This window comes from Cupriavidus yeoncheonensis, assembly GCF_905397275.1.
Classification (GTDB): Bacteria; Pseudomonadota; Gammaproteobacteria; order Burkholderiales; family Burkholderiaceae; genus Cupriavidus; species Cupriavidus yeoncheonensis.
Window position 1 is genome coordinate 169,015 of the sequence record NZ_CAJPUY010000007.1, and the last position, 22,037, is coordinate 191,051.

Below are 22,037 nucleotides of genomic sequence, written 5' to 3' on the forward strand. Positions count from 1 at the left end.
TCCACCCCGCACCATGGCCTACAAGACAATCGAAGACACCATCGGCAATACGCCGCTGGTCAGACTGCAGCGCATTCCCGGTGCCGCCAACGACGCGCGCGGCAATGTCATCCTGGGCAAGCTTGAGGGCAACAACCCGGCCGGGTCGGTCAAGGATCGCCCGGCGGTGTCGATGATCGCCCGCGCCGAGGCACGTGGCCGCATCAAGCCCGGCGACACGCTGATCGAAGCCACTTCCGGCAACACTGGCATCGCGCTCGCCATGGCTGCGGCAATCCGCGGCTACAAGATGGTGCTGATCATGCCGGAAGATCTCAGCCTGGAGCGCCGCCAGAGCATGGCCGCCTATGGCGCCGAGATTATCCTGACTCCGGTGAAGGGCGGCATGGAATATGCGCGCGATCTGGCGGATTCGATGGAGCGCGACGGCAAGGGCGTCATCCTGGATCAGTTCGCCAATCCGGACAATCCGCTGGCCCACTACGAAACGACCGGGCCAGAGATCTGGCGCGATACGGAAGGCCGGATCACGCATTTCGTTTCGGCGATGGGTACGACCGGGACCATTACCGGCGTTTCGCGCTACCTGAAGGAGCAGAACCGCGCCATCCAGATCATCGGCGCTCAGCCGGCGGAAGGTTCGCGGATTCCAGGCATTCGGAAGTGGCCTGAGGCTTATCTGCCCAAGATCTACGATCCCAAGCATATCGACCGCACTGAGCCCGTCAGTCAGGGCGACGCCGAGCACATGGCGCGGCGGATGGCGAGCGAGGAAGGCATTTTTTGCGGGATCTCGGCTGCCGGGGCCCTGTGCGTGGCCTTGCGCATCGCCGAAGAGGTGGAAAACGCGACGATCGTTTTCGTGGTCTGCGACCGGGGCGACCGGTATCTGTCCACCGGGGTATTTCCCGCCTGACGGACGGCATCTTCACGGTTCCCCGTATCCAGGCATGCGGCGACTGGCTGGCCAGTCGCCGCATATCAACGTGTCAGCCTATGCCGCGGATTTGTCCCGGATCCAGCCCTGGACAATGTCAAAGACGGACTGCGGACTGAGTTGAACCATGCAGTCGCAGGTGATGGTTTCGAGCTTTTCGCAATCCGTGCAACTCTTCTCCCGCACCAGATTCTGAGCCTTGGTCCCCAGCGCCGCCCACCTGCCCGGGTGCATCGGACGCGTGGGCGGAAACAGCCCCAGTGTTCGTTGCCCAATCGCGGCCGACAGGTGCAGCGGGCCAGTGCCGCTCGCAATCAGGCCATCAGCCTGACGGATGAATGCCGTAAGCTGGCCCAGCGTCTGCGTACCACAAAGGTTCGTAACGTTTGGCTGTTCCAGCAGTGCGCCGCCATTGGCCTTCAGCCATTCTCCTTCCTTGGCACTGCCCGTCAGCCAGAGATGGACATCCGCTTTCCCTGACAGCATCCTGGCGAGCGTTGCATAGTGCTCGATCGGCCATTCCCGGCCATGTCCGTTGGACTTGGTGTGGAGAACGAGATTGAAGGCATAGCGGCCCTGCATTTCCGCAATCGCCCTGTCCATCGGGATATCGAAGTGGTACAGACCGGGAATCTGCTCGATCGAGGGGATGTCACGGCTTCCATACGGGCGCAGGAAACGGAAATTGATCTGCGCCTCGTGATCTTCCGTGGTGCTCTTGCTGAAGCGCACTCTCCGGTTGCAGTAGAACAGCAGGTAGAGCTTCTGGCGGGCATTGCCGATCCGGTGCCGGATGCCGGCGCGAAAGGCGGCCATTGCCAGCTTGCGATCCGGCTGCGCCAGGATGACGGTATCGATCCCCGACTTCTTCAGAAAGTCGGCTGGTGCATCGGCAATGCTTTCCAGTTCGATGACGTCGTCGATGTCGGTGCAGAGACGGACCAGCGGCGCCGCATAGGCGCGGCAAAGAAAGCTGATCTTTGCTTTCGGGTTCAATTGCCTCAGTCGAGCGACCATGGGCAAAGTCAGTACTATGTCGCCGATATTGTCGGTGCGGCTGACCAGTATGTGGGTGCTTCGAATTGCCATTTATCTTCGATGTGAGAACAGGGTGGTGTCATGCCTTCCGGGCATTACCGCTGCGCCCGCTTGCGCAAATACCGCAAATACCACTTCAGGCTTTCCACAGGTTTTCCCTGGCGGAACATGAAGCGCGAATGCATGCGCATTTCCTTGGTGTTCCTCGGCTCCGGATCGAGTGGCTTGTCGTGCCACGGTGACAACGCCAGATACTTGCGGAACATTGTCCGGGCCTCATGTCCGCTCCAGTCGGCCCATGGTTTGACCGAGCCTGCGAAATGGATGAAGACCGCCTTGCCGACCGGACGCATCGCGAAGCTGTTGACGTTCAGGTCGTGGATCAGGTCGTACAGGTAGTTCCAGCGTGGCGATATGTACCTGGCGCGGCCATTGAGCACTTTATTGAGCGCGTCCTGGTCGTTGAAGCGCATGTCGGTGCTGGTATCGAGCAGGGCTTCCAGGGTTTGCGGCGTGATGTTTTCGGCCAGCCACTTCTCGATATTCATGAACAGCACGCCGCCGTTGAAGTACTCCTCACGGGCCAGGCCCAGTGCGGCAACGCGGCGGCGCAGCGTGACAGGCGCGTCAGGCACGACGACTGCAATGTCGTTGCTGATGTCCATGTCGACCAGCTCGTCGAGGCGGCCGACACACAGGATGTCCGCGTCGAGGTACAGCACACGCTCGGTCTGGCCGCGCAGCACTTCGGGAATCACCAGCCGCGTGAATATCGACAGCGAGTAGTGCGAGTGCCCGAGGAAATGCGAGAACTGCGTGAACGACGCCAGATCGAGCAGATGCAGCTGCGTGCTGACCGGGTACATCTCTTCCAGTTGCTTCAGGCGGCGTTGATTGTCTTCCAGCGCCGAGAACGTCAGCACGTGGAACGTGAAATGCTGCCCCGGGTTGTTGTCGATGATCGAAGCGATGGTCGCGCCCATCGGCCGGAAGTAGTTGTCATCGACGCAGAAGGCAATGTGGAACGACGGCTTGCCGTTGCTGCCCGTCATCGGAGCGGGCGCAGGGCTGGTGGACGAGGTCAGGTTCATGGCATGGCCTTCATGACTTGTTCGACGGTGACGGCCTTGACCCAGTCCCGTCGGTTTGCGGCGGTGATGACCGTGCTGTTGTCGCGGTCGATCGGCACCCATTCCGGGTTTTTCTGGCGCATCAGCGCAATGACGGGCACATGCACGGCATTGGCCAGGTGCATCACGGCCGTTTCCACCGAGATGATCAGGTCGCATTGCGCCAGGATGGCTGGCAGCTGGAAGAAGTTGTCTTCGGCGCTGAACAGCTCGGTGCGCGCGAGGCCGTATCCGCCGATGACCTCACGGGCATGGGCCAGCTCCTGCGGCACGGCATTGACAATAAAGCAGCTGTCGCGCCAGTGCGGCTGCTGCTGCATGCCCTGGATCAGGGCTGCGACCTGTTCCAGCGTCCAGCAGCGCTTTTTCGTCTTGGCATAGGGGTTGATGAAGACGAGCTTTCCCTGGCGCGGGACAAAGCCCCAGGCGGCCAGTGTGTCCTGCGCATACTGTTGCCATCGCGCGGGGATGTCGACAAACGGGAAGCGCTCAGCTGCGCCGACTTCCAGTCCGCTGATCTGTCGGAACCAGTGGGCGTACACGTCGCTGATGTGCTGCGGCGCGGACCGGTCGACCTTGTACGGCGGAATCGATGCGTTGAGCTTCCGGTAGGCAAACAGATGGTGCGGCTGATAGAAACGGACCGGCCGCGTCATGCCGACCACGAAGCCGTCAGGGCTGATCGCGCGCGCGAGGTTGGCGTACTGATGCGGGCGCAGCGTCGCCAGCGACACCACGATCGGGTAGTGCTCCTGCCGGGCCTCGCGAATGGATTCCTCGTAGAGTTCGGGGCTGTACGTGCGCGTATAGACCTTGCTGAAGAACGGGCACGCGGCGACCCAGTCATAGAGCGAGTACTTGCGGAGATATTCCCAGGCCTTGGCGTCGCTGGTGCGACGGACTTCATCGACCCAGAGATGGATTTCCAGGTGCGGGTTTGCCTGCGCGAAGGCCTTGAAGAAGTTTTGCAGATAGGTGAAGTCGCCCAGGGCAAGGTGGGCGATAAACAGTATTTTCTTTGACTGCTTCAGCAAATCTGCGGGAATCAGGGTCTGGGGTTGTGTCACGAATGGCTCGCGGGAAGTCACGTGGCGTCAGGCCGCTATTGTAAGGGAGGGCACCGATTGGTCCGGAAATTGCGGTGGCTTTTGGCGCACAATTGGCGCGCGCAATGACTCGGCCTGCCAGCCTAGAGGCTGGCAGGCGGCAAAGTGCGCCGTGATGGCCGGGCGTCAGCCCATTGCGGCCTTGACGGCCTCGCCCAGCTGGTACACCGCCAGCGCGTAGAAAAAGCTGCGGTTGTAGCGGGTCAGCACATAGAAATTGCGCAGGCCGATCATGTACTCGGTGGGCTGGTCGGGCGTCGGCAGGTCCACCACCAGGACGCCGGTTTCGCCTTCGCGCACCAGGTCGACGGGCTCATCGAGCTTCAGGCCGGCCCTGGTCAGCTGGTTCAGCGTCCGCGTCGGCCACGGTTCCCCGTCCGCGGCCGCGGCCGCGATGCCGCGGCTGCCTTCATCCGCGGCCAGGCGCCAGACCACGGGCCGGTTGGCCTCCCAGCCGTGCAGCTGGAGAAAGCGCCCGACGCTGCCGATGGCGTCGGCAGGGCTGTTGCGCAGGTCGATGCGCCCGTTGCCGTCATAGTCGACCGCGTACTCGCGCAGGCTGGTCGGCATGAACTGCGGGATGCCGATGGCGCCAGCGTAGGAGCCGAGCACCGAAAAGACGTCGGTGCGGGTGTCGCGGCACCACAGCAGGTAGTCCGCGAGCTGGTTGCGGAAAAGCGTGGTCCTGGCGTCGCGGTTGGGCGTGGACGGGTAGTCGAAGGCCAGCGTCGAGAGCGAGTCGATCACGCGGAACGTGCCCATGTCGCGCCCATAGATCGTCTCGACGCCGATGATGCCGACGATGACGGAGGCCGGCACGCCGAACTCCGCCTCGGCGCGGCGCAGGGTGTCGCGGTTCTCCTGCCAGAAGCGCACGCCCGCGTTGATGCGGATCGGCTCGATGAAGCGCGAGCGGTAGGCGCGCCAGCTTTTGCGCCCGGGCGTGGTCGGCGGCAGGATCAGGCGTGCCACGGTGGCGGAATAGACGGCTTGTCCGAACCAGCTTTCCAGCGTGCCGCGGTCGAAGCCGTGGCGGGTCACCATCTCGTCGATGAAGGCCCGCGTCTGTGCGTTGTCGCGATAGCGCCCGGGTTCGATTTCTTCTTCCCGTACGCTCACGCGGCGCTTGCCGGCGGCGAGGAGGTTGGGCGAGAGGCCGCAGAGTCCCAGTGCGGCAGCGGATAGCGCGGCGCCCAGCAACGGGCGACGCAATGAACGCTGGGTGTCGGTCATGGTGTCCTTAGCAAGTCGCAGCGAGTATAGCGGATGGCACTCCGCTATTCCCCTCGCCATTCCCCCGCTATTCCCCCGCGAATGCGGCACCGCGACAGGCCTGGCGCGGCGCTGGCGGCCTTGTCCTGTGCTAACGTAACGCTTGGAGACAAAAAGCGAAATAAGACATGCCGACGGGTTATTACACGCATCCGGAGTTTCTGCGGCACGAGATGGGCCATTTCCATCCCGAGTGCCCGGAACGCCTGCAGGCGATCGAGGATCACCTGATTTCCCACGGCATGGACGGCCTGCTGGAACGCCGCGAGGCGGCCCCGGCCACCCGCGAGCAGATCGAACGCGTGCACGGGGCCGACTATGTCGATTCGCTGGAGCGCGCCAGCCCTGCGAGCGGCTACTACCCGATCGACCCCGACACGTCGATGAATTCCCATACGCTGGCTGCCGCGAAGCTGGCGGCGGGTGCGGCGGTGGCGGCTACCGACGCCGTGATGGCCGGCGAGGTGGAAAACGCATTCTGCTGCGTGCGCCCGCCCGGACACCATGCCGAGCCCGACCGCGCCATGGGTTTCTGCTTCTTCAACAACGTGGCTGTCGCCGCGCGCCATGCGCTCGAGGCCCATGGGCTGGAACGCGTGGCCATCGTCGATTTCGATGTCCATCACGGCAACGGCACCGAGGCAGCGTTCCGCGGCGACCAGCGCGTGCTGATGTGCAGCTTCTTCCAGCACCCGTTCTATCCCTACAGCGGCACCGACCATATCGCCACCAATATGGCGAACATCCCGCTGCCGGCCTATACCAACGGGCTGGCCGTGCGTGAGGTCGTCGAGACCATCTGGCTGCCGCGCCTGAATGAGTTCCGTCCGCAGATGCTGTTCATCTCCGCGGGCTTCGACGCGCACCGCGAGGACGACCTGGGCCAGATGGGGCTGGTCGAGCAGGACTATGCCTGGATCACCGGCCAGCTTGTCGATGTGGCGCGCGCCCACGCGAACGGACGCATTGTCAGTTGCCTCGAGGGCGGCTACAACCTTAGCGCGCTGGGGCGCAGCGTGTTGGCGCACCTGAAAGTGCTGCTGGAAAGATAAGGAGGGAAGCCGGCATGGCCGACACCGATCCGCGCGCGAACGCGCCGCTGCTGACCGAATCGCGCGACGCCGCCGGCGTGGCCCGGCTGACCATGAATCGCCCGGAGGCGTTCAACGCGCTGTCCGAACGCCTGCTCGACGAACTGGCCGGTGCCTTCGCCCGATTGGCCGCCGACGACACGGTGCGGGTCGTGGTGCTGGCCGGCGCGGGAAAGGCCTTCTGTGCGGGGCACGACCTGCGCGAAATGCGCGCCGAGCCGTCGCACGATTACTACCGGCGCCTGTTCGACCGCTGCACGCGCATGATGATGGCGATCCAGAAGATGCCGCAGCCGGTCATTGCGCGGGTGCATGGCATCGCGACCGCGGCCGGTTGCCAGCTGGTGGCCATGTGCGACCTGGCCGTGGCCGCCGACGATGCGCGCTTTGCCGTCTCGGGCGTCAATCTCGGTTTGTTCTGTTCCACGCCCGGCGTGGCCCTGTCGCGCAACTTGTCGCGCAAGCAGGCCATGGAGATGCTGCTGACCGGCGACATGATCGACGCCGCGACCGCATGCGCCCGGGGCCTGATCAATCGTGTCGTGCCCCTGGCGCAGCTGGATGAGGAGGTGGCACGCCTGGCCGCCAGCATCTGCGCCAAGCCGGCGGCGGCGGTGGCGGCGGGCAAGGGGCTGTTCTACCGGCAGCTCGAAATGGGCATCGAGGCGGCCTACCAGCTGGCCGGACAGACCATGGCCTGCAACATGATGGACGATTCGGCGCTGGAGGGCGTCCAGGCCTTCATCGACAAGAGGCCGCCGAGCTGGCGTGCATCATGAGGCATATTGCGAGGCTCTATATGCCGTGAGCGCATAAGGGAATCGGTAAAAATTCGTTTAAGGTATGAAGCGAATCGCTTAAAATGCTCGCTTCATAAAAATAACGTGCGGCAACAGCGCTGGAGATTTTCTCGCCTGTTGCCGTTTTCTTTTGGTCACTTCTCATGATCGAACTGCAAGGACTCTCGCAGCGTTTCCCCGGCGGATCGGGTGAAGTGCATGCATTGCGGGACGTCAGCCTGTCCATCGGGGCGGGCGAGGTCTTCGGCATTATCGGCCGCAGCGGCGCCGGCAAGAGCACGCTCGTGCGGGCCATCAACCTGCTCAACCGCCCCACCGGCGGGCGCGTGATGGTTGCCGGGCAGGACCTGACCGCGCTGGACAACGGCGCGTTGCGCCTGGCGCGCCGCGACATCGGCATGATCTTCCAGCACTTCAACCTGCTGTCGTCGCGCACGGTATTCCAGAACGTGGCGCTGCCGCTGGAACTGGCGGGCAAGTCGAAGTCGGAAATCGAGGACACCGTGCTGCCGCTGCTCGAACTGGTCGGGCTGTCGGCGCTGAAGGACCGCTATCCGGCGCAGATTTCCGGTGGCCAGAAGCAGCGAGTGGGCATTGCGCGCGCGCTGGCAAGCAAGCCCAAGGTGCTGCTGTCGGACGAGGCGACCTCCGCGCTGGACCCGGAGACCACGCGCTCGATCCTTGAGTTGCTCAAGCAGATCAACCGGGAACTGGGCCTGACCATCGTAATGATCACGCACCAGATGGAGGTGATCAAACAGGTCTGCGATCGCGTGGCCGTGCTCGAAGCCGGCCGCGTGGTGGAGGAAGGGCGCGTGATCGACGTGTTCCTGCGTCCGCAGCATGAAGTCACGCGCGCCATGATCGGCGACGTGATTGCGCAGGAACTGCCCGAGAGCGTGCTCAAGCGCGTGGAAAGCCGCCTGGGCAATGGGCGCGACCATGTCTACCGGCTTGCCTTTACCGGCGAGGGCGTGGACCAGCCGGTGCTGGCCCAGGCGATCCGCCGCTATGGGCTCGACTTCAATATCCTGCATGGCCATATCGATGAAATCCAGGGTCAGGCCTTTGGCTCGCTGGCGATCATGGCGACTGGCGACCTGGCCGACGTGAAGGCGGCAATGGAATACCTGCAGCAACAAGGCGTGGTGGTGGAGGAGATCGAACATGTTGTCTGAAATGTTTGACCTGTTCCTCACGTCGTTCAACGAAACGCTGCTGATGGTGGCGATCTCGGGCGTGGTCGGCTCGCTGCTGGGCGTACCGCTGGGGGTGCTGCTGCACCTGACCAATCGTGGTGGGGTGCTGTCGCATCCGCTGTTCAACCGCACCATCGGCGTGGTCGTCAATGCGGTGCGTTCGATCCCGTTCATCATCCTGCTGGTGGTGGTGATCCCGTTCACGCGCTTTATCGTGGGTTCGTCGATCGGTACGACCGCGGCCATCGTCCCGCTGACCATCGCGGCGATCCCGTTCATTGCGCGCCTGGTGGAAAGCGCGCTGCGCGAGGTCGACAAGGGCCTGGTCGAGGCGGCGCAGTCGATGGGCGCCACCACCGGCCAGATCGTCTGGAAGGTGCTGCTGCCCGAGGCGATGCCTGGCATCGTGGCCGGCCTGACCATCACCTTCGTGAGCCTGGTCGGCTATTCGGCCATGGCGGGCGCGATTGGCGGTGGCGGCCTTGGCGACCTTGGCATCCGCTATGGCTATCAGCGCTACATCACCGAGGTGATGGTCGCCGTGGTCGTGATCCTGATCATCTTCGTGCAGGCCGTCCAGAGCTTTGGCGACTGGCTGGTCCGGCGCATCAGCCATCGCTGATCCTGGCGGACTGCGGTTCACCGACAACCAACCAGGCTGATCGCACATGCGGCCAGCCGGCTACTAGAGAAAGAAGGCAAGACATGCAACGTCGCAACCTGCTGCAATGGATTCTCGGCGCCGCGCTCGGCGCTACGCTGGCCACTGGCGCAATGGCCCAGGGAATGGCCCAGGACAAGCCGATCAAGATCGGCGTCACCGGCGGCCCGCACGCGCAGATCATGGAGCAGGTCAAGAAGGTCGCGGCCAGGGAAGGCCTGAACATCCAGGTGGTGGAGTTCAGCGACTACGTGCAGCCCAACGCCGCGCTGGCCGCCGGCGACCTGGATGCCAACAGCTACCAGCACCTGCCGTACCTGGAAGCCCAGATGAAGGACCGGGGCTACAAGTTCGCGCATATCGCCTTCACGGTCACGTTCCCGATGGGCGTGTATTCCAAGAAAATCAAGTCACTGGACCAGCTCAAGCCCGGCGCGCGCGTCGGCGTGCCGAACGATCCGACCAACGGCGGCCGCGGCCTGCTGCTGCTGCAGACCAAGGGTCTGATCAAGCTCAAGCCGAATGCCGGCCTGAAGGCGACGCCGCTGGATATCGTCGAGAACCCGAAGAAGCTCCGCATCGTCGAGTTGGACGCCGCGCAACTGCCGCGCTCGCTCGATGACCTGGATGCTGCGGCGATCAACGGCAACTATGCTGAATCGGCGGGTTTGTCGCCCACACGTGACGCAATCGCCATGGAAGGCCCGAAGGGCCCCTATGCGAACCTGATCGCGATCCGCGAAGCCGACAAGAACAAGCCATGGGTCGCCAAGCTGGTAAAGGCCTACCAGTCGCCGGAAATCAAGCAATACATCACTTCCACCTTCAAGGATTCGGTGATTACTGCCTGGTAAGTCGAGGATTTCATCCAAATCGACGATGTGCGTGCCGCTTGGGTGGCGGCACAATCACCAAAGCGCAAGAAGCCTGCCGGGCTATTCCCGGCATAATTTTGTCTATAAAATAGTACGATCGTTCGAAAAATATGAGAGCTGCCAACCCGGTGGTTATAATGACGAGCGGACAAATTTCTGACTATCAGCTATCAGTGGAGTGAGCGCATGAAAGTACTCGTCGCAGTCAAGCGGGTGGTGGATTACAACGTGAAGGTGCGGGTCAAGGCCGACGGCACCGGCGTGGATCTGGCCAACGTCAAGATGAGCATGAACCCGTTCGACGAAATCGCCGTCGAAGAAGCCGTCCGCCTGAAGGAAGCGGGTGTGGTCACCGAAGTCATCGCCGTGTCGTGCGGCGTGACGCAGTGCCAGGAAACCCTGCGCACCGCCATGGCCATCGGTGCCGACCGCGGCATCCTGGTGGAATCGAACGAAGACCTGCAGCCGCTGGCCGTGGCCAAGCTGCTCAAGGCCCTGATCGACAAGGAGCAGCCGCAACTGGTGATCCTGGGCAAGCAGGCCATCGACGACGACTCGAACCAGACCGGCCAGATGGTGGCCGCACTGGCCGGCCTGCCGCAGGCGACCTTCGCCTCGAAGGTGGTCGTGGCTGACGGCAAGGCGTCGGTGACCCGTGAAGTGGATGGCGGCCTGGAAACCCTGTCGCTGAAGTTGCCGGCCGTGGTGACGACCGACCTGCGCCTGAACGAGCCGCGCTACGTCACGCTGCCGAACATCATGAAGGCCAAGAAGAAGCAGCTCGATATCGTCAAGCCGGAAGACCTCGGCGTGGACGTCAAGCCGCGCCTGTCGACCGTGAAGGTGGTCGAGCCTGCCAAGCGCAGCGCGGGTGTGATGGTGCCGGACGTCGCGACGCTGGTGCAGAAGCTGAAAAACGAAGCCAAAGTTATCTGAGCGCGGGGAGATACGACATGACTGCACTCGTCATTGCTGAACACGACAATCAATCGATCAAGGCCGCCACGCTGAACACCGTGACGGCAGCTGCCCAATGCGGCGGCGATGTCCACGTGCTGGTGGCTGGCGCCAACGCCGCCGCTGCCGCCGCTGCCGCCGCGAAGATCGCCGGCGTGTCGAAGGTGCTGCTGGCTGACGCCGCCTATTTCGGCGACGGCCTGGCCGAGAACATCGCCGAGCAGGCGCTGGCCATCGCCAACGACTACAGCCACATCCTGGCCCCGGCCACCCCGTACGGCAAGAACATCCTGCCGCGCGTGGCCGCCAAGCTGGACGTGGCCCAGATCTCGGAAATCTCCAAGGTTGATGCCCCGGACACGTTCGAGCGTCCGATCTACGCCGGCAACGCCATCGCAACCGTGAAGTCCTCGGACAAGATCAAGGTCATCACCGTGCGTGGCACCGCGTTTGATGCGGCCGCCGCCGAAGGTGGTTCGGCCGCTGTGGAAAACCTGCCGGCCGTGGCCGACGCAGGCGTGTCGCAGTTCGTTTCGCGCGAAGTGGCCAAGAACGACCGTCCGGAACTGACCGCAGCCAAGGTCATCGTCTCGGGTGGCCGTGGCGTGGGCTCGGGCGAGAACTACACCAAGGTGCTGACCCCACTGGCCGACAAGCTGGGCGCCGCGCTGGGCGCATCGCGCGCGGCCGTGGACGCAGGCTTTGTGCCGAACGACTACCAGGTCGGCCAGACCGGCAAGATCGTCGCGCCGCAGCTGTACATCGCCGTCGGTATCTCGGGCGCGATCCAGCACCTGGCCGGCATGAAGGACTCCAAGGTGATCGTCGCGATCAACAAGGACGCCGAAGCCCCGATCTTCTCGGTGGCCGACTACGGCCTGGTTGGTGACCTGAACACCGTGGTGCCGGAGCTGGTCGCCGCACTGGGCTGATGCATCGCCGGCCGCCCCGCGGCCGGTCGTGCAGAGATGCTGCATAAGCCGTTCCGGGCCCGTCCCGCGAACGGCTTTTTCATACACGTTTGGAGACATCGATGACCTACCGCGCACCGCTCAAGGACATGCTGTTCGTGATGAACGAGCTGGCGGGGCTGGAAGCCGTTAGCCAGTTGCCGGGCTTTGAGGAGGCCACGCCGGAAACAGCTCAGGCTGTGCTGGAAGAGGCGGCCAAGTTCAACGAACAGGTGGTAGCGCCGCTGAACCGCGCAGGCGATCTAGAGCCGAGCAGCTGGAAAGACGGCGTGGTCACCACCACCCCGGGCTTCAAGGATGCGTTCCGCCAGTTCGCCGAGGGCGGCTGGCAAGGCGTGCAGCATCCGCAGGAATTCGAGGGCCAGGGCCTGCCCAAGCTGATTGGCACGGCCTGCAATGAAATGCTCAACAGCGCGAACCTGTCGTTCTCGCTGTGCCCGCTGCTGACTGACGGCGCGATCGAGGCGCTGCTGACGGCCGGATCCGAAGCGCAGAAGGCGACTTTCCTGCCCAAGCTGATCTCCGGCGCATGGACCGGCACCATGAACCTGACCGAGCCGCAGGCTGGTTCGGACCTGGCCGCGGTGCGCACGCGCGCCGAGCCGCAGGGCGATGGCACTTACAAGGTTTTCGGCACCAAGATCTTCATCACCTACGGCGAGCACGACATGGCGGACAACATTGTCCACCTGGTGCTGGCGCGCACGCCGAATGCGCCGGAAGGCGTGAAGGGCATCTCGCTCTTCATCGTGCCGAAGTTCCTGGTCAACGCGGACGGTTCAAACGGCGCGCGCAATGACGTGCATTGCGTGTCGATCGAACACAAGCTGGGCATCAAGGCCAGCCCCACCGCGGTGCTGCAGTTCGGCGACCACGGCGGTGCCATCGGCACGCTGGTGGGCGAAGAGAACCGCGGCCTCGAGTACATGTTCATCATGATGAACTCGGCACGATTCGCGGTGGGCATGCAGGGCATTGCCATTTCCGAGCGCGCCTACCAGCAGGCTGTGGGCTATGCGCGCGAGCGTGTGCAGAGCCGCCCGGTCGACGGTTCGGCGCGCGAGGCGGTGACGATCATCCACCACCCGGACGTCAAGCGCATGCTGATGACCATGCGCAGCCTGATCGAAGGCGCACGTTCCGTGGCGTACGTGGCCGCGGCCTTCAACGATGCCGCGCACAACCATCCGGACGAGGCCGTGCGCAAGCAGAACCAGGCCGTCTACGAGTTCCTGGTGCCAATCGTGAAGGGCTGGAGCACGGAACTGTCGATCGATGTGACGAGCCTTGGCGTGCAGGTGCACGGCGGCATGGGCTTCATCGAGGAAACCGGTGCGGCCCAGCATTACCGCGATTCGCGCATCCTGGCGATCTACGAGGGCACCACGGCCATCCAGGCGAACGATCTTGTTGGCCGCAAGACGGTGCGTGACGGTGGCGCGGTGGCGCGTGCCCTCTGCGCCAGCATCGCGGAAACCGAAGCCGCCCTGGGCAAGCACGGCGGTGCAGCATTTACGGCGGTGCAGGCGCAACTGGCCAAGGGTCGTGCGGCGCTGGAGGCCGTGGTCGAATTCGTCGTCGCCAATACCAAGTCGGACCCGAACGCCGTGTTCGCCGGCAGCGTGCCTTACCTGAAGTTGTGCGGCATCGTGTTCTCGGGCTGGCAGCTTGGCCGTGCGATGCTGGCTGCGGATGCAAAGCGTGCGGAAGATCCGGGCTTCCATGATGCCAAGATCGCTACGGCGCATTTCTTCGCCGAGCATGTCTTGTCGCAGGCTTCGGGGCTGCGCGATGCCGTCGTCGCGGGCTCCGCGCCGGTGAATGCGGTCGCGCCGGAACAGTTCTGATCTGGCAGAGACCGGCCAATAAAGAAGGGCGGCCCCTCGGGGCCGCCCTTTTTGCTTGTGGTCGCTGCAATCGTCCGGTCAGGCCACCGCGGGGCGCGGTACGCCGTGCGTGCGCGCGGGTTTCAGATAGCGTGCCACCGAAAGGTCGTCGGCGCGGATCGCGGGCGACTTGCCCGATACCAGGTCCGACAGCAGCTTGCCGGAGCCGCAGGCCATGGTCCAGCCAAGCGTGCCGTGGCCTGTGTTGAGCCACAGGCCGCGTACCTGCGTCGGACCGACGATCGGCGTGCCGTCCGGCGTCATCGGGCGCAGGCCGGTCCAGAAGGTCGCCTGGCTGACATCGCCGGCACCCGGGAAGAGGTCGGTCACTACGTGCTCCAGGGTGCGGCGCTTGGCCGGGTCGAGCGAACGGTCATAGCCGACGATCTGTGCCATGCCGCCGACGCGGATGCGATCCTCGAAACGCGTGATCGCGACCTTGTAGGTTTCATCCAGCACGGTCGACACGGGGCTGCGCGCGGCGTCGGTCATCGGCACCGTGATCGAGAAGCCCTTGAGCGGATAGACCGGCAGGTTCGACATGCCGTGCAGGAACGGCTTGACGAGCTGCGCCGACCAGCTGCCCAGCGCCACGACCACCAGATCGGCCGCCATCGGCTCGCCGTCCACCACGGCGCCAGTCACGGCGTCGCCCTGGGTCATCAGGTTGTTGATCGAGCGGTTGTACAGGAACTTCACGCCCAGCGTCTCGGCCATGGCTGCCAGCCGTCCGGTAAACAGCTGGCAGTCCCCGGTTTCATCGTTGGGCAGGCGCAGGCCGCCGGTCAGCTTGTGGCTGACGGCGGCCAGCGCCGGTTCGCTCGCGGCGAGTTCTTCGCGCGAAAGCAACTGGTAGGGCACGCCGGCTTCGTCGAGTACGGCGATATCCTTGGCCGCGCCATCGAGTTGGTCCTGCGTGCGGAATACTTGCAGCGTGCCTTGCTGGCGGCCTTCATAGGCGATACCGGTCTGGGCGCGCAGGTCGCGAATGCAATCGCGGCTGTATTCGGCCAGCCGCACCATGCGTTCCTTGTTGACGGCATAGCGCTCGGCACTGCAGTTCTGCAGCATTTGCCACATCCACTGCAACTGGAACAGGGTGCCGTCCGGGCGAATGCTCAGCGGCGCATGTTCCTGGAACATCCACTTGATGGCCTTGAGCGGCACGCCCGGAGCGGCCCACGGTGACGCGTAGCCAGGCGAGATCTGCCCGGCGTTGGCAAAGCTGGTGCCGAGCGCAGGGCCAGCCTCGCGGTCGACAACCGTCACTTCGTGACCGGCTTTGGCCAGATACCACGCACTGGTGACGCCGATGACGCCACTGCCAAGTACGAGAACGCGCATGTTTCGGGGGCTCCTAACCAGGATGTCAGGGTATCAAAGGATATACCTCTATACTATTGAAACTAATCCAGTCATAGTTATCGAATTTCTCGGAAAAACAGGAATAAGTCATGAGAACGAGTCGCCAGCCCGTACGTGCCCTCGACCGGCTCGACCGCAAGATCCTGATGCTGCTGCAGGCGGACGGCCGGATGTCGATGAAGGACCTGGCCGAGGCGGTCGGGTTGACCATTACGCCGTGCATCGAGCGGGTCAAGCGCCTCGAGCGCGATGGTGTCATCATGGGTTACTACGCGCGGCTCAATCCGGCAATGCTCGGCAGCGCGCTGCTGGTGTTCGTCGAGATCTCGCTCGGCAACAAGTCGGGCAATATGTTCGAGCAGTTCCGCCGCGAAGTCCTGCGGATTCCGGAGGTGCTGGAGTGCCATCTGGTCTCCGGCGATTTCGATTACCTGATCAAGGCGCGCATCCGCGAGATCGGCGAATACCGGCGTCTGCTCGGCGATATCCTGCTGCAGCTGCCGGGCGCCGCGCAGTCGAAGAGCTATGTGGTGATGGAAGAGATCAAGGAGACGCTGGCCATTTCCGTGGAGGAGAAGGCGCAGCCAGCCTGACGATGAGACGTTCGCTGCCGGATTCCGCCCCCGATCCTCACGGTGCGCTGCGCCGCCAACGCGATGCCGCCGACGCCGATGACGCTGGCGCCGCGGCCGGCGTTCGTCCACCCGTGGCGCGCAAGGGGCGGGGCGCAGTCAGCAATATCCAGGGCCGCTACGAGCGGGACCAGCGCGAGCCGTTTGATGACGGCTGGGGAGCGGCCGGCCACGACGAAAGCGCAGGCGCCGGCGAGTCCGGCAACGCGGGCGATGAGGTGCGCAGGCCGGTCATTCCGATCGTCCCGGCCGACACCGGGCCGATTGCTCCGCTGCGCACCGAGGTCACCATCGAGCGGGCGCGCTCCATCCTCACGCGCAATGCGTCACCGGATATCCCCTTCGATGTTTCGCTGAATCCATACCGGGGCTGCGAACATGGCTGCATCTATTGCTTTGCAAGGCCCACGCACGCCTACCTGGACCTGTCGCCAGGACTCGATTTCGAAACCCGCCTGTATGCCAAGACCAATGCCGCCGAGCGGCTGCGCGAGGCGCTGAGCCGGCCGGCTTACCGTTGCGAGACGATCGCGCTCGGCGTCAATACCGATGCCTACCAGCCGATCGAGCGCGAGCATCGTGTGACGCGCGGCATCCTTGAAGTGCTAAGCGCCTGCGATCATCCGGTAGCGCTGATCACGAAGTCCTCGCTGATCGAGCGCGATATCGACCTGCTGGCGCCCATGGCAGCCAAAGGGCTGGCCGTGGCGGCCGTCACGCTGACCACGCTGGATGCCGCCATCGCGCGAACCCTGGAGCCGCGCGCCGCAACGCCATCGCGCCGCCTGCGCACGATCCGCACCTTGTCGCAGGCAGGTATCCCGGTTGGCGTCAGTATTGCGCCGGTCATTCCGTTTATCACCGAGCCTGACCTGGAGCGCGTGCTGGAAGCCGCGCGCGAAGCCGGCGCCGTCTATGCCAACTACATCGTGCTGAGGCTGCCGTGGGAAGTGCGCCCGCTGTTCGAGGAGTGGCTGCAGGCCCATTTTCCGGACCGTGCCGAGCGGGTGATGAACCGCGTACGTGACATGCGCGAGGGCAAAGCCTATGACGCCAGCTTTGCCAAGCGCATGCGTGGAACAGGGGTGTGGGCCGATCTGATGCGCCAGCGCTTCTACAAGGCTGCAGACCGGCTGGGATACCGTTACAACCGATTCGAGCTCGATACTTCGCGATTCCGCGTGCCGCCCAGTTGGACAGCCGGTGCAGACGGCGCGCAGGGCACCTTGTTCTGAGTGCCGGCGGCCGTTTCCTGATCGCGGATCATGCTGCTTGCCAACTCCAGTGCGGCCCTGGCGCGGGCCGCAGGCAACCCCGAAGACAGCGCGAGCCTGACTGCGATGGCCGCCAGGCGTCCTTCTTCATACGTAGGCATGTCGGTCTTGCTCCTTTGCACGGTCGGTGTCAGGGCCGGCAGGACGGATTGCCGCCGGAGGCCGGCGGTCTTTCCAGTATGGGCGATTTGCCCGGAAGAGAAACCAGTCATTGGCCAGGCTTTGCGTGCGGACAAATCGGGCGCGGAGCGGCCTCCGGCCGGCGCCGGTGCCGCTTGCGTTTCATGAAGCGAAGCTTCAGGCGCGGTCCCAGTACGGTGGGTTGCCGAAGCGCGCGGCAAAGAAGTCGACAAAGGCGTGCGTCTTGGCAGGAACCAGATGGCGACTGGGATACACGGCCCAGATGGAGACAGCCGGCAAGACCGGGTATTCATCCAGCACGGTCACCAGCTCGCCACTGCGCAGCAAGGCACCGACATCCCAGGTCGACTTGAGGGCGATGCCCATGCCCGCCACCAGCGCGTCGCGGATGACTTCGCCGTTGTCGACACGCAGATTGCCGTGCACGGTGATCGCGGATTCCCCGATAGGCGTATCAAAGCGCCAGGCGGACTGGTCGCCAAGGACCAGGCAGTTGTGGGCACGCAGGTCATCCGGGTGCCTGGGCGTTCCATGTGCGGCGAGATACGCCGGAGCGGCACAGATCACGCGCCGGCTTGGGGCCAGCGGACGGGCCACCAGCGACGAATCCGGCAGTGCCCCCATGCGCAGGGCAACGTCGATGCCGGCGTCGACGAGCGGCACGATCTGGTCGCTCAGGCGCAGGTCAAGGCGGATATATGGGTAGGCCCCGAGGAAAGCCGGGATCGCCGGCGAGACATGCTGCCGCCCGAACGACGCCGGCGCGGTGACGCGCAACAGGCCGTATGGTTGCTGCGCGCCCTTGCCGACCGACTGCTCCGCGGCCTCGGCCGTAGCGAGCAGGTGCTGCGCGTGTTCGAGAAAGCGCTCGCCGTCGGCGGTCAGCGACAACCGGCGAGTGGTCCGGTGCAACAGGCGGGTGCCAAGCTTCTGCTCAAGCCGGGCCACGCGCGCACTGGCGGTGGAGGTGGAGAGCTGCAGGTCGCGCGCGGCTGCCGACAGGTTGCCCAGCAGCGCCGCGCGCGCAAAGACGGCGACATCGAGCAGGTCGAAGTACATGGCGGCCTGGCGCCGGCGGTCGGCTTACTGCGACAGCGCGCGCGCCGCCTCGACCTGCGACTCGAAAAAGGTCTGGAAGCTGATGGCAAGACCGGCCATCAGCAGCCCGGTGCCAATCAGCAGCGACAGGATCACCAGGATCACCACGGGCCACCCTGAGCGCGTGGGCGTGCCGCCCGGGTTGAAGCGGGCATCCCATTTGTCATCCGGGCGCAGGCCATAGACGATCGCGGCCAGGAAGGCGCCGATGACGGATGCGCCGCCCGCCACGGCGAACGCCCAGTTCAAGGCGGGCGATCCCGCGTCGGTCACCATCGAGGCTACGCCGACGACACCCGCCAGCATGGCCAGCAAGTGCAGCCAGCCATACTGGTCGCGCAGTCCGCCAAGGTAGAAGCGGTGCGCGCCAAGGCTGCCGAGCAGGAAGGCGAGCGCCACCGTCAGCAGCTTCGATCGGGACCGCGTGGACGGCACGGCGGCGGGCCGGGAGGCTTGTGACGCTTGGCTGGCTGCAGACATGGGGGCAACGTGGCGAAAGGGTGCCGGCGGCATGCTACCGGCAGCGGTCAATGGGACGCGGCGGCAGCGGGTGCCAGCCGGGACACATTGTACGATGCCGCCCCGTCGACTTGTGCAAGCGGTGCTCGGCAACGGAGCGCGGCCAAGGGTCTTTGCTGGGGAGGCTGTCGCCCGGCTGATCCCCCCGCTTTGCAGGAGGTGCCGGGCAGAGGCAGGTCAGTTTGGTATGCCGTCCGCGCGGGCGGTACGCTGCGAAGTGCAGGGCAGCGTGTAGGCGACAGCCTGTGCGCGCGTTGGAGGCGCACTCAAATAGTGACAGCAGTTCCGCGGATGAGTTCCGCTCAACGGCCGCCTTCGCGGCCGCGCGCCTGCCAGCCGGGACCTACGCTGGCCGGGCGGTTGTCGCTGCGGTTGGCGTCGTTCTGACTGTTGCGTTCCTGCGAACGGGGACGGTTGTCATCGCGGCCATTCGGGGCATTCGGCCGGCCGCTCAGGCGGTCATCGGCGCGGGCGCGTGCTTCCATGCGATCGATCTGCGCCTGGACATGGTCGCGGCTTTCGGCGCGCACGCTGGCGATCTGCCAGCCACCCGCCGCCTGAACGCGCGGCACGCGCGCATCGGCATGCAGTCGAGGCCAGAACGTGACTTGGGCATGACTTGCGGCGACGGCGCCGATCAAGCCCGCAGCTGCGAGGATGCCAGCCACCAAGTCGCGCAGGAGTGAGCGGGTGAACATGCGGAATCCCAGGATCCTGACGCGCAGCGTTGTGGTTTCAAAGTTGGGTTCATGGTACGCATGGGGCATCGGCCCGCCTATGCCAATCGCGTTACCGGTGTAACGGATTGTTTCGTTGCACTTTGGCGGTCCTGGTGATGGATTTCAGGGGGCGTAGCGGATGCGGTAGATCGAGCCCGCGTCGTCGTCGCTGACCAGCAGCGAGCCGTCCGGCGCGACCAGTACGTCCACCGGGCGGCCCCAGGGTTTGCCGTGCTGCAGCCATCCTTGCGCGAAGACTTCCTGATGTACCGCCTTGCCCTGGGCGTCCAGTGCCACGCGCACGATCCGGTAGCCGATCCGCTCGCTGCGGTTCCAGCTGCCGTGCTCGGCAATGAAGATGTTGTTGCGGTACTCGGCGGGAAACTGCGTGCCGGTGTAGAAGCGCATGCCCAGCGCGGCGACGTGCGGGCCGAGCTTGGCGACCGGCGGCACAAACTCGGAGCAGGGGCGCTGCTTGCCGAATTCGGGATCGGGGATGTTGCCGGCATGGCAGAAGGGGTAGCCGAAATGCTGGCCGGCCTGCGTGACGCGGTTGAGTTCGTCGTCGGGCTGGTCGTCGCCGAGGTAGTCGCGGCCGTTGTCGGTGAACCACAGTTCGTGCGTCGCCGGATGCCAGTCGAATCCGACCGAGTTGCGCACGCCGCGCGCCACCACCTGCAGGTCCGAACCGTCGGGCCTCAACTTCATGATGTTGGCGTAGCGGTTCTCGTCCGGCGCGCAGATATTGCAGGGGGCGCCGACGGGCACATAGAGGAAGCCGTCCGGGCCGAACGCGATGAATTTCCAGCCGTGGGTCGTTTCCTTGGGAAACCGGTCGGTGACGACCACTGGCTTCGGCGGGTTGTCCAGTCGCGCTTCGATGTTGTCGAGCCGGACGATGCGCGAGGTTGCCGACACGTAGAGGCTGCCATCGCGGAACGCCACGCCGACCGGCATGGCCAGGCCGCTGGCCACGACGCGCACTGTCGGCTTGTCGCCGAGCGCCGCGGGCAGTGCATAGACTTTACCCTCCGAGCGCGAGCCGACGAACAGTGTGCCGGCTGGCGTCAGCGCCATGCCCCGGGCGCCGGGCACGGCGTCGCTGAGGACTTCGATGTGGAATCCCGGCGGCAACTGGATCTGCGCCAGCGGCAAGGCCGCGAATGTGGTGGCCGGAGCGCTAAGCAGAGTGATGCAGGCCAGGGCCGCCAGACGCGCGGTGCGATCAACCAAGTGCCGGACGATTCCCATGGCGTGCCTCCAGTCGCGGATTTCGCCACGATGCCCTTGCGCACGCATCGCGTCAACTGCCTAAGTGTTTGTTTGACCACGGATATTGGGCTATACTCTTACGTTTCGTGTTCGAACACCAAGTTTTCTGAGGAATCATCTCATGGTCGTTATTCGTCTGGCTCGCGGCGGCAGCAAGAAGCGCCCCTTCTTCAATATCGTCGCGGCTGATTCGCGCAACCGCCGCGATGGCCGTTTCATCGAGCGCGTTGGCTTCTACAACCCGCTGGCTTCGGAAGGCGAAGAAGGTCTGCGCGTTGTGCAAGACCGTCTGGCCTACTGGCAAGGCGTTGGCGCCCAACTGTCGCCGACCGTTGCTCGCCTGGTCAAGCAGAACGCAGCCAAGGCCGTTGCTGCCTGATAGCAGTTTGCAGCGCGTTCCCGACTGGGGCGCGTTTTCATTGCACACGTGACTGAACGAAAGCAGGGCGCCGCTGCGCCAAGGCCTTTGAACCGGCCTCAAGGCGAGTCGTCAAAGGCGGTCAAGCTGCCGGCGACGCTTCTGTATGCCGATCCCCTCCCGGATGATCTGGTGGAGGTCGGCTATGTCGGTGCCGCCTATGGCATCCGTGGCTGGATCAAGGTCCAGCCCCATGCCGACGACGCGTCCGCGTTGCTGCATGCGGGTCGCTGGTGGCTGCTGATGCCCCCGCAGGCCGGCCTGGTGGCCGCGGCGGAGGCTTCGCGCGCCCAGGCGATTTGCGTCAGGATCGCGCAATCGCGCGAGCACAGCGGAACCGTTGTGGCGCAGGCAACCGGCGTATCGGACCGCAACCTGGCGGAAGCGCTCAGGGGGCGGCGCGTGTGGGTCCGGCGTGAGGATTTTCCGGCGCCGGACGAGAATGAGTTTTACTGGGTAGATCTGATCGGCTGCACCGTGAGCAACGAGCAAGGCGAGTTGCTGGGCGAGGTGTCCGGTCTGATCGATAACGGGGCTCACCAGATCCTGCAGGTGGCTTACGCACTGCCCGACGGTCAGGCCGGTGAGCGGCTCGTACCGTTTGTCGATGCGTTCCTGCGCACGGTCGACACCGCGGGCAAGCGCATCGTGGTGGACTGGGGGCTCGACTACTGAA

The 22,037-nt window shown here is 64.6% G+C and carries 22 protein-coding genes; 13 read left to right on the forward strand and 9 right to left on the reverse strand.

Features of this window, described 5'->3' with window-relative positions; translation table 11 throughout:
• Positions 1–13 precede the first annotated feature (13 nt).
• Complete coding sequence (gene cysM / locus KHO22_RS11625) at positions 14–916, forward strand: cysteine synthase CysM (protein ID WP_211947287.1); 903 nt, start codon at positions 14–16, stop codon at positions 914–916.
• A gap of 78 nt (positions 917–994) precedes the next feature.
• On the opposite strand, the gene KHO22_RS11630 is transcribed toward cysM, so the two are convergent.
• The 4 genes from KHO22_RS11630 to mltB all read right to left on the reverse strand — a co-directional run bounded on the left by KHO22_RS11630 (position 995) and on the right by mltB (position 5,444).
• On the reverse strand, positions 995–2,026 hold the full coding sequence (locus KHO22_RS11630) for a glycosyltransferase family 9 protein (protein ID WP_211947288.1): 1,032 nt from the start codon (positions 2,024–2,026) through the stop codon (positions 995–997).
• Positions 2,027–2,070: 44 nt separating this feature from the next.
• Positions 2,071–3,066, reverse strand: a complete 996-nt coding sequence (locus KHO22_RS11635; RefSeq protein WP_211947289.1) for a glycosyltransferase family 8 protein — start codon at positions 3,064–3,066, stop codon at positions 2,071–2,073.
• Positions 3,063–4,172 carry a glycosyltransferase family 9 protein gene (locus KHO22_RS11640; protein ID WP_211947290.1) on the reverse strand — a complete coding sequence of 370 codons (1,110 nt, stop codon included), beginning with the start codon at positions 4,170–4,172 and terminating at the stop codon, positions 3,063–3,065. The genes KHO22_RS11635 and KHO22_RS11640 overlap by 4 nt, the downstream gene beginning before the upstream one ends.
• Positions 4,173–4,337: 165 nt before the next feature.
• Positions 4,338–5,444, reverse strand: a complete 1,107-nt coding sequence (mltB, locus tag KHO22_RS11645) for a lytic murein transglycosylase B (RefSeq protein WP_211947291.1) — start codon at positions 5,442–5,444, stop codon at positions 4,338–4,340.
• Between the two features lie 167 nt (positions 5,445–5,611).
• On the opposite strand from mltB, the gene KHO22_RS11650 reads away from it, so the two are divergent.
• The 8 genes from KHO22_RS11650 to KHO22_RS11685 all read left to right on the forward strand — a co-directional run bounded on the left by KHO22_RS11650 (position 5,612) and on the right by KHO22_RS11685 (position 13,884).
• On the forward strand, positions 5,612–6,535 hold the full coding sequence (locus KHO22_RS11650; RefSeq protein ID WP_211947292.1) for a histone deacetylase family protein: 924 nt from the start codon (positions 5,612–5,614) through the stop codon (positions 6,533–6,535).
• Positions 6,536–6,549: 14 nt separating this feature from the next.
• Complete coding sequence (locus tag KHO22_RS11655) at positions 6,550–7,353, forward strand: enoyl-CoA hydratase (RefSeq protein ID WP_211947293.1); 804 nt, start codon at positions 6,550–6,552, stop codon at positions 7,351–7,353.
• A 164-nt stretch (positions 7,354–7,517) separates the two neighbouring features.
• A complete protein-coding gene (locus KHO22_RS11660; protein ID WP_211947294.1) occupies positions 7,518–8,552 on the forward strand; it encodes a methionine ABC transporter ATP-binding protein in 1,035 nt (344 codons plus the stop codon).
• Positions 8,542–9,195, forward strand: a complete 654-nt coding sequence (locus KHO22_RS11665) for a methionine ABC transporter permease (RefSeq protein WP_211947295.1) — start codon at positions 8,542–8,544, stop codon at positions 9,193–9,195. Before KHO22_RS11660 ends, KHO22_RS11665 begins: the two co-directional genes overlap by 11 nt.
• A gap of 83 nt (positions 9,196–9,278) precedes the next feature.
• Positions 9,279–10,088, forward strand: a complete 810-nt coding sequence (locus tag KHO22_RS11670; RefSeq protein WP_211947296.1) for a MetQ/NlpA family ABC transporter substrate-binding protein — start codon at positions 9,279–9,281, stop codon at positions 10,086–10,088.
• 207 nt (positions 10,089–10,295) lie between these two features.
• Entirely contained in the window at positions 10,296–11,045 is a 750-nt protein-coding gene (locus tag KHO22_RS11675; RefSeq protein ID WP_211947297.1) for an electron transfer flavoprotein subunit beta/FixA family protein, read from the forward strand.
• Between the two features lie 17 nt (positions 11,046–11,062).
• A complete protein-coding gene (locus tag KHO22_RS11680) occupies positions 11,063–11,998 on the forward strand; it encodes an electron transfer flavoprotein subunit alpha/FixB family protein (protein WP_211947298.1) in 936 nt (311 codons plus the stop codon).
• Between the two features lie 101 nt (positions 11,999–12,099).
• Positions 12,100–13,884 (forward strand): acyl-CoA dehydrogenase, encoded by a 1,785-nt coding sequence (locus KHO22_RS11685; RefSeq protein WP_211947299.1) that lies wholly within the window; start codon positions 12,100–12,102, stop codon positions 13,882–13,884.
• Between the two features lie 78 nt (positions 13,885–13,962).
• Here KHO22_RS11685 and KHO22_RS11690 read toward each other — a convergent pair whose 3' ends face one another.
• Positions 13,963–15,267 carry a D-amino acid dehydrogenase gene (locus KHO22_RS11690; protein WP_211947300.1) on the reverse strand — a complete coding sequence of 435 codons (1,305 nt, stop codon included), beginning with the start codon at positions 15,265–15,267 and terminating at the stop codon, positions 13,963–13,965.
• A 110-nt stretch (positions 15,268–15,377) separates the two neighbouring features.
• Here KHO22_RS11690 and KHO22_RS11695 point away from each other — a divergent pair, with 110 nt between their 5' ends.
• Together KHO22_RS11695 and KHO22_RS11700 are read left to right on the forward strand one after the other, a co-directional pair.
• Positions 15,378–15,881 carry an Lrp/AsnC ligand binding domain-containing protein gene (locus KHO22_RS11695; protein WP_211947301.1) on the forward strand — a complete coding sequence of 168 codons (504 nt, stop codon included), beginning with the start codon at positions 15,378–15,380 and terminating at the stop codon, positions 15,879–15,881.
• 2 nt (positions 15,882–15,883) lie between these two features.
• Positions 15,884–17,155, forward strand: a complete 1,272-nt coding sequence (locus KHO22_RS11700; RefSeq protein WP_211947302.1) for a PA0069 family radical SAM protein — start codon at positions 15,884–15,886, stop codon at positions 17,153–17,155.
• A 336-nt stretch (positions 17,156–17,491) separates the two neighbouring features.
• Here KHO22_RS11700 and KHO22_RS11705 read toward each other — a convergent pair whose 3' ends face one another.
• From KHO22_RS11705 to KHO22_RS11720, 4 genes are all read right to left on the reverse strand, one after another.
• A complete protein-coding gene (locus KHO22_RS11705; protein WP_211947303.1) occupies positions 17,492–18,394 on the reverse strand; it encodes a LysR family transcriptional regulator in 903 nt (300 codons plus the stop codon).
• A gap of 24 nt (positions 18,395–18,418) precedes the next feature.
• Positions 18,419–18,913: an NINE protein gene (locus KHO22_RS11710; protein WP_211947304.1), complete on the reverse strand. Its 495-nt coding sequence runs from the start codon at positions 18,911–18,913 to the stop codon at positions 18,419–18,421.
• Positions 18,914–19,254: 341 nt separating this feature from the next.
• The gene (locus KHO22_RS11715; RefSeq protein WP_211947305.1) at positions 19,255–19,650 is read right to left on the reverse strand and encodes a hypothetical protein; all 396 of its coding nucleotides are present in this window, start codon (positions 19,648–19,650) and stop codon (positions 19,255–19,257) included.
• Between the two features lie 144 nt (positions 19,651–19,794).
• Positions 19,795–20,922, reverse strand: coding sequence for a PQQ-dependent sugar dehydrogenase (locus tag KHO22_RS11720; protein ID WP_211947306.1), 1,128 nt, complete (start codon positions 20,920–20,922; stop codon positions 19,795–19,797).
• 142 nt (positions 20,923–21,064) lie between these two features.
• Between KHO22_RS11720 and rpsP the strand changes: the two genes are divergently transcribed.
• Positions 21,065–21,322, forward strand: coding sequence for a 30S ribosomal protein S16 (gene rpsP / locus KHO22_RS11725; RefSeq protein WP_211947307.1), 258 nt, complete (start codon positions 21,065–21,067; stop codon positions 21,320–21,322).
• 48 nt (positions 21,323–21,370) lie between these two features.
• Entirely contained in the window at positions 21,371–22,036 is a 666-nt protein-coding gene (gene rimM / locus KHO22_RS11730; protein WP_211947308.1) for a ribosome maturation factor RimM, read from the forward strand.
• Position 22,037 lies beyond the last annotated feature (1 nt).

Bases quoted from the DNA above. Each gene is read 5' to 3' on its own strand.
- cysM (WP_211947287.1), top strand. From the start codon at position 14: ATGGCCTACAAGACAATCGAAGACACCATCGGCAATACGCCGCTGGTC.
- KHO22_RS11630 (WP_211947288.1), bottom strand. From the start codon at position 2,026: ATGGCAATTCGAAGCACCCACATACTGGTCAGCCGCACCGACAATATC.
- KHO22_RS11635 (WP_211947289.1), bottom strand. From the start codon at position 3,066: ATGAACCTGACCTCGTCCACCAGCCCTGCGCCCGCTCCGATGACGGGC.
- mltB (WP_211947291.1), bottom strand. From the start codon at position 5,444: ATGACCGACACCCAGCGTTCATTGCGTCGCCCGTTGCTGGGCGCCGCG.
- KHO22_RS11650 (WP_211947292.1), top strand. From the start codon at position 5,612: ATGCCGACGGGTTATTACACGCATCCGGAGTTTCTGCGGCACGAGATG.
- KHO22_RS11655 (WP_211947293.1), top strand. From the start codon at position 6,550: ATGGCCGACACCGATCCGCGCGCGAACGCGCCGCTGCTGACCGAATCG.
- KHO22_RS11660 (WP_211947294.1), top strand. From the start codon at position 7,518: ATGATCGAACTGCAAGGACTCTCGCAGCGTTTCCCCGGCGGATCGGGT.
- KHO22_RS11665 (WP_211947295.1), top strand. From the start codon at position 8,542: ATGTTGTCTGAAATGTTTGACCTGTTCCTCACGTCGTTCAACGAAACG.
- KHO22_RS11670 (WP_211947296.1), top strand. From the start codon at position 9,279: ATGCAACGTCGCAACCTGCTGCAATGGATTCTCGGCGCCGCGCTCGGC.
- KHO22_RS11675 (WP_211947297.1), top strand. From the start codon at position 10,296: ATGAAAGTACTCGTCGCAGTCAAGCGGGTGGTGGATTACAACGTGAAG.
- KHO22_RS11680 (WP_211947298.1), top strand. From the start codon at position 11,063: ATGACTGCACTCGTCATTGCTGAACACGACAATCAATCGATCAAGGCC.
- KHO22_RS11685 (WP_211947299.1), top strand. From the start codon at position 12,100: ATGACCTACCGCGCACCGCTCAAGGACATGCTGTTCGTGATGAACGAG.
- KHO22_RS11690 (WP_211947300.1), bottom strand. From the start codon at position 15,267: ATGCGCGTTCTCGTACTTGGCAGTGGCGTCATCGGCGTCACCAGTGCG.
- KHO22_RS11695 (WP_211947301.1), top strand. From the start codon at position 15,378: ATGAGAACGAGTCGCCAGCCCGTACGTGCCCTCGACCGGCTCGACCGC.
- KHO22_RS11700 (WP_211947302.1), top strand. From the start codon at position 15,884: ATGAGACGTTCGCTGCCGGATTCCGCCCCCGATCCTCACGGTGCGCTG.
- KHO22_RS11705 (WP_211947303.1), bottom strand. From the start codon at position 18,394: ATGTACTTCGACCTGCTCGATGTCGCCGTCTTTGCGCGCGCGGCGCTG.
- KHO22_RS11710 (WP_211947304.1), bottom strand. From the start codon at position 18,913: ATGTCTGCAGCCAGCCAAGCGTCACAAGCCTCCCGGCCCGCCGCCGTG.
- KHO22_RS11715 (WP_211947305.1), bottom strand. From the start codon at position 19,650: ATGTTCACCCGCTCACTCCTGCGCGACTTGGTGGCTGGCATCCTCGCA.
- KHO22_RS11720 (WP_211947306.1), bottom strand. From the start codon at position 20,922: ATGGGAATCGTCCGGCACTTGGTTGATCGCACCGCGCGTCTGGCGGCC.
- rpsP (WP_211947307.1), top strand. From the start codon at position 21,065: ATGGTCGTTATTCGTCTGGCTCGCGGCGGCAGCAAGAAGCGCCCCTTC.